The sequence below is a fragment of the Fictibacillus aquaticus genome (assembly GCF_002245695.1).
GTDB classification, from domain to species: domain Bacteria; phylum Bacillota; class Bacilli; order Bacillales; family Fictibacillaceae; genus Fictibacillus; species Fictibacillus aquaticus.
Genome location: NZ_NOII01000110.1, coordinates 1 through 6,058, shown reverse-complemented (window position 1 = coordinate 6,058; position 6,058 = coordinate 1). Strand labels below are relative to the sequence as shown.

The window sequence follows — 6,058 nt, the reverse complement described above, 5'->3', positions numbered from 1 at the left end:
AAAGAGAGTACATACCGCTTCTTTTTAAAATAGTCAGCTGCTAAAAAAGCTCCTGTGAAAAGCAGCAGCAGTGCGGGATAGAATAGGATATCAGAAGTGAAAACAGCGGCTGCAGTCATAAGAACTCCTAGTAAGAGGCAGGCGGCTATCCACTTTATGCCTTGTTTATAGCTGCTTTTGTTCTTTTCAGTCTTAAGCAGCCTAGTCACATACTCGTATTCTGCGGTGAGCTCTGCTTCCTTAGAAGAGTTCATTCTATTTTGAAAAAACGCCTGTCTCTTTTCAACAAGCTTTTCTCTGTCTTCATCCGGCATAAGCTTTAAACGAAGCTCTTCCTCTTTCATCTCTGCTTCTTCAAGATTCTTACGAGACCTTTCCAGCTGATCATCAAGTATTTCTTTTCTTTGCTGAAGCTGCTGAAGATTGTTAAACATCTGCATCCAGCTATTTTTTGCGGCAAGTGTAAGAATAAGTGACTGCACTTTCTCTTTAGTCCATTCTCCCCCAGCTTCTTTACTGATTTCCCATACAGATCGGCCGTTTTCAGCAAGCGCCGCATGCAGCGTTTCAGCTTCTTCTTTCATCAGCTTGTACCGGTGATACTGTTCACCCATCAATCTGATTTCATCTTCATTGCCTGTAATGTATTTATTCTTTGATGGATCTGTCTCTTGCCGTATCGCATCCATTTTTTCCTTAAGATAACCAAGCTCCCCTTCCATAGATACAGCCTGCGCTCTCCATGCTTCATACCTTCTCAATCCATCCTCAGGAAAAAAATGATCACCTGTCTCGGCTATATATCGGCCGCTTTCGCTCCACTTTTGCAGAACGGGCTCGAGTTCCATCCACTTGTTTAAACGTCCGATCTCTTTTTCTGCTTCTGTAATCCTCTGCAGCAGCTCTCCTTTTGCGGCTGATTTCTGTTCCTTTTCTCTCAGCAGCATAGCGTAGCTTTCATTCTTTTTTTTCCATTTTGCCAGGTTTTCCTCTGCATCCTTCAGCTCAGCAATCTTGCTGTTTATTAAAGGTTTCCTTCCTCCTGGTTTAAACAGTGTGCTCCATTTTCTTTCGAGCCGTCCTTCTAACGCAGAAAGATTTTCCCCTCCTGTCATCCCAGCTCCTAATAGAAAATCCCCAAGTTCTTTTTCACTCATAAGATCGAGCTGCTGAAGACCATCGAGTCCGAAGCTGAAAATCCCTTGAAAGAAAGATTTATCTAATCCGTTCAGCCAGGTTTTTAAAAAATCTTCTCCATGCGTTTCACCGTTTTCCAGGTATACCGTTACATCTCCCGCAGCCTTCGAACTGTCTACCCGTTCAACAGTTACATCTCCCCAAGCAGCATCGTAAAAGACAATCTTTCCGCCCCGCCTGCCTCCATCTTTCGGTTCATAGCGACTTCCGCTCTGCGTTCTGCCTGAAAATCCAAATAAAACGGCTGTTATGAACTGCATAATGGTTGTTTTCCCTGCCTCATTCTCACCGTAAAAAACGTTCAGTCCCGCTGATAAATCCTTTGCTTCCCACTGCTTCATCCCGCCAAATTGGTAGATATACAGATGTTTAATGGATACCATCCCTGTCTTCCTCCTCTCCTGTTTTTAGCTCTTGAACCGTTCCTGCAAAAGCTCATTTTCTGCCTGTTTAATCAGTTCCTTCATCTCTTCTTCCGGAAGTCTATCAAGATATTTTGCAGCCTGCCGATGGTGATACAGATCACCTAATGTTTCCTCAATCCAGCTGCTGTCTTCTAGTGTCTGCTGCACATCGCTCCAAAATCCTGTGTTTGACTGATTACCGTCTGCATCCGCCGGAAAACAATCATTGATGATCTCATGAACATAAACAAAATCTTCTCCGTTTTCTTCTTCATTCAATACATCATGCAGTTCCAGCAAAAAAGCCGAGAGACTTAAGAATATAGAGCTTTTTCCTGTTAAAATGACTCTTAGGAGGACTCCCCTGCTTTCTTCACGCATTTCTTCTTTAAAAATTAAACATTTGTTTAAAAGATCAGACTCACGATCCACCGTTGACATATCCAGGATTATTTCTTTCCAGATAATATCGCAAGTTGGGATAAAGCGGCTTTCCGCCCCGTTCTCATTGAGTGTGACGACATATGCACCTTTTTCTCCTGTCTCGTTTTTATGCCTGCCTTGAATGTTGCCTGAATAACAGACTGGCGGCTGTAAAGACAGCTCGCTCCGTTTATGTATATGGCCTAAAGCCCAGTAGTCATAATTTTTGCTGATCAGTTCCTGCAGCAGAAAAGGTGCGTAAGGATCATGTCCCGTGTACCCCGCTGCCTGGCCATGAAGCATGCCGATATGATGCACGTCCCCTGCTTTGACAGGGTATTGGCTCGTCCGGTTCTCTTCTACAGCCTTCGTTTCATAGCTGAATCCATGAATCAGGGCTGCTGTTACTCCATTCTTAATGAAGGGTACCTGCTGAACGTTGTTCCCAGCAAAAAAGATAACATTTTCAGGCCAGTCTAGATCTGTCCACTGTCCCCCGAGATGATCATGGTTTCCGTGGGAAACAAAGACGGTAATGCCATATTTATTAAGCTTTTCCATTTCTTTATTAAAACGGAATTGTGCTTTAAGGCTTCTCATATCTCCATCAAACACATCCCCGACAATCAGCATAAAATCCACTTTTTCCTCAATTGCTGCATCAGTCAGCCTGCTGAATGAGGCGAATGTGCTTTCTTGCAATCTATCAAATATGGATTTAGGCAATCCTTTCAATCCCTTAAATGGACTGTCCAGATGAAGATCGGCACAGTGAATAAATGTAATCATCATCACACATCCTTTTACCTCTTATTCTCTCATTATTTTACCACTTTAAACGAATTTTAGAGGAGAAAAACAAACGGATGTTCTATGTATACGACAAAAAAACCCTCCATTTAATCTGGAGGGTCTCAATCTCTATCCTTCTATTTTCTTCTCTTCCTTAGACATCAGCAAAGCCTGTTTGATGAGTTTAAGCGATGGGCTTCCTCCGTAAAGAAGTACTCCTCCGCGATAAACTCTTGCTCCGATAGTTGCAAAAATGGATATTGACGCGAGAAGGATACCAAAGCTCAGAAGTATCTCCCAGAAAGGAAGATCCGTCATTCCGACTCTCAGCAGCATGATCATTGGGGTGAACAATGGAAAATATGAAGCTATTGTAACAACTGCTGATTCTGGATTCTCGCGGCCGTAAATCGCAATCATGAACGCTCCAACTATCACCATAATAAGCGGGGTTAAGAGGCTGTTCACTTCCTCCACTCGATTAATAAGCGAACCGAGCATTGCAAATAATGTCGCAAACATGAAAAAGCCTAAAAGGAAATATAACGCTGCGTAAATATATAAAGATAACGGTATAGATCCTAGATTCAATATATCCAGCATGCTGTCTTTCCCGCTTATACTTTCGTTCAACTGTAGAGCCGTGTATACTGAGCCAGCAAAAACGGTTAGCTGTGTAAAGGCTACGAGAACGATGCCGAATATTTTGCCGAACATCTGTTTAACAGGTGACACGCTTGATATCAAGATTTCCATGACACGTGATGACTTTTCCGTTGCCACTTCTGTTGCAATCATCGTACCGTACATCATCACAGACATATAGATGAATAAAAGAAGCACATAAACGAGCACATACACCTGGTTTGCTTCTTCTTCACTTTTTGCACTTTCAAGCAGCGATACTTTTTCAAAACCGACAGGGGCATACATCTTTTCCACCTCTGCAGTCGACAAACCGAGCGATTCCACTGAAACCATGTTTTTTACTTGCTGGAGCGCATTTTGGATATCATCAATGCTGCTTTGCTTTGTAACATCTTCTGCTTTAAAGATACCTTCTGGCAGCCCCTCGCTGCTTTGTTTTATGATAAGGTAACCTTCATGCTTTCCTTTCGAAACGTTTACCTCTGCTGTCTTCTCATCACTGACAGACACAAGTGTAATGTCTTCTTTTAGAGGTTTTACCTGCTCTTGCAAGAGTGGATAAAATACTCCTGACTCGTCAATAACTCCTATCTTGTCAGGCACATCGTTGCCGAACAGTTTAGCGATGTGGTTAATGTTCGCAATAGTAAAAATCAGCACCATCGTTATTGCAGTGGAGATGATAAACGGCTTTGATTTAATTTTATTACGATACGTATGCAGCAGAACAATCCAAAACTTACTCATTAGCTGCACCCACTTTCTCTATGAAAATATCGTGGAGAGAAGGCTCTTCCAGCTCAAACTTCGTAACGAATCCCTTATTGTATATGTTTTGGAAAATATCATGTGCGACTTCCTCTTTTTCCACCTGAAAACGCATGCCATCTGTAAAGCGGTGATGCTTGAGGATGCCGTCTAGCTCGGTTAAATACATAAGGTCAAAATCTGCGTGAACGACAACATTCTTTTTGCCGAACGACCGCTTGATATCTTTCAAATGTCCGCTTACAGCCGCTTTGCCTTTATGCATGATGCAAATGTTCTGGCACAGCTCTTCCACATGCTCCATTCTGTGGCTCGAAAAAACGATGGTCATTCCTTCTTCATTTAGTTCTTTTACGGCTTCTTTTAAAAGATCAACATTTACAGGATCAAGGCCGCTGAATGGTTCATCTAAGATAAGCAGTTCTGGCTTATGCAGCACCGAAGCAATGAACTGGATTTTCTGCTGATTTCCCTTTGATAGTGATTCGACCTTTTTATTTAAATATTGCTCAGCCTGAAAACGCTTCAGCCAAGCTTCTGCAGCTTCAAGTATATGAGACTTTTTCATTCCGCGAAGCTGTCCCAGATAAGTCAGCTGTTCTTTCACCGTCAGCTTCGGGTACAAACCTCTTTCTTCCGGCAGGTATCCTATCGTGTCACTCGTTTTGTACGAAAGCTCCTGCCCATTCCACTTAATCGTTCCTTGACTTGGCGTAAGCAAACCAAGAATCATGCGGAACGTAGTGGTTTTACCCGCACCGTTTGCTCCAAGCAAACCAAATATTCCACCTCGCTCCACTTCTAGGTTAAGTGAGTGGACTGCGGTAAACTGTCCAAAGTTCTTTTTTACATTATGTATGTGCAGCACGTTATCTCCCCCCTAAATAAAGTGTACTACAGTGATAGTACTTTATGGTTATATTTTACAAAAATAGGAGCTGTTTTTTAAAAATGGTTCATTAGAAGGAATTATAAAAATCTTATCGAATAACGAAGAAAGAGAGAAAGGAGCGATTGACATCATGTTATCCTACACACTTACGGTATATGAAAAAAATGGTGAAAAAATAGCGGACGAAACATTGAAGGCAGCTGACGATAAAGCGGCAAAAAGGCTTGGTGAAGAGCGGTTAAAAGAGCTTGAGGCAGAAGAAAAAACACATCGCCTGACATCGCCTAAAGGACAGCTACTTCTGTTCCACCGCTAATAAACCTGCGGGGTGAAGATGATGAGCAACTGTTATATCCGCAAAGCTGTTATGGAAGACAGCGGTGACCTTGCCTATCTTATGGGAGAGCTTGGCTATCCTACTATGCAGGAAGAGATGGAAGAAAGGCTTTCTCTTCTTCTGAACGACAGCAGCTACGCTTGCTTCGTTTCTTGCTATGAAGAGCGCATAACCGGAATGATCGGTCTGACTAAAGGTATGTATTTTGAAAAGAATGGGACATATGCCCGGATTACAGCACTCGTTGTCAGCGAAGAATTCCGCGGCAACGGCTTTGGCAAATCACTCGTTCTGCATGGCGAAGAGTGGGCGAAAGAACAGGGCTGTACAGCTATTTTGCTGAACAGCGGCAAACACCGGACCGACACTCACGACTTTTACCGCAATTTGGATTATGACGATACTGGGCTGCGGTTTATAAAAGTGATGATTTAAATGAAATACTTGATATGGAAAGATTTGTTGCTATTTAGAAATCAAAGAAGCCGTTGATTTCCGTTTCAGGTGCACGCTTTCCGCAGGGTGGGCGGTGAGCCCTCTTGCCGCAATGCGCCCTAAGAGGTCTCACCTGTCCCACTTATCCTGCTGGAGTCGGCA

The 6,058-nt window shown here is 42.9% G+C and carries 6 protein-coding genes; 2 read left to right on the top strand and 4 right to left on the bottom strand.

Features of this window, described 5'->3' with window-relative positions; genetic code table 11:
- From CGZ90_RS20325 to CGZ90_RS20310, 4 genes are all read right to left on the bottom strand, one after another.
- Nucleotides 1–1,580, bottom strand: a 1,580-nt coding sequence (locus CGZ90_RS20325; RefSeq protein WP_133063640.1) for an ATP-binding protein, incomplete at its 3' end; no start/stop codon positions are given.
- A gap of 24 nt (nt 1,581–1,604) precedes the next feature.
- Nucleotides 1,605–2,816, bottom strand: coding sequence for a metallophosphoesterase family protein (locus tag CGZ90_RS20320; protein WP_133063603.1), 1,212 nt, complete (start codon nt 2,814–2,816; stop codon nt 1,605–1,607).
- 129 nt (nt 2,817–2,945) lie between these two features.
- Complete coding sequence (locus CGZ90_RS20315; RefSeq protein WP_094253333.1) at nt 2,946–4,211, bottom strand: ABC transporter permease; 1,266 nt, start codon at nt 4,209–4,211, stop codon at nt 2,946–2,948.
- A complete protein-coding gene (locus CGZ90_RS20310; RefSeq protein WP_094253334.1) occupies nt 4,204–5,100 on the bottom strand; it encodes an ABC transporter ATP-binding protein in 897 nt (298 codons plus the stop codon). The genes CGZ90_RS20315 and CGZ90_RS20310 overlap by 8 nt, the downstream gene beginning before the upstream one ends.
- A 154-nt stretch (nt 5,101–5,254) precedes the next feature.
- Between CGZ90_RS20310 and CGZ90_RS20305 the strand changes: the two genes are divergently transcribed.
- Complete coding sequence (locus CGZ90_RS20305; protein WP_094253335.1) at nt 5,255–5,440, top strand: YhzD family protein; 186 nt, start codon at nt 5,255–5,257, stop codon at nt 5,438–5,440.
- 18 nt (nt 5,441–5,458) lie between these two features.
- Nucleotides 5,459–5,896, top strand: a complete 438-nt coding sequence (locus CGZ90_RS20300) for a GNAT family N-acetyltransferase (RefSeq protein WP_094253336.1) — start codon at nt 5,459–5,461, stop codon at nt 5,894–5,896.
- Nucleotides 5,897–6,058 lie beyond the last annotated feature (162 nt).

Bases quoted from the DNA above. Each gene is read 5' to 3' on its own strand.
- CGZ90_RS20305 (WP_094253335.1), top strand. From the start codon at position 5,255: ATGTTATCCTACACACTTACGGTATATGAAAAAAATGGTGAAAAAATA.
- CGZ90_RS20300 (WP_094253336.1), top strand. From the start codon at position 5,459: ATGATGAGCAACTGTTATATCCGCAAAGCTGTTATGGAAGACAGCGGT.
- CGZ90_RS20320 (WP_133063603.1), bottom strand. From the start codon at position 2,816: ATGATGATTACATTTATTCACTGTGCCGATCTTCATCTGGACAGTCCA.
- CGZ90_RS20315 (WP_094253333.1), bottom strand. From the start codon at position 4,211: ATGAGTAAGTTTTGGATTGTTCTGCTGCATACGTATCGTAATAAAATT.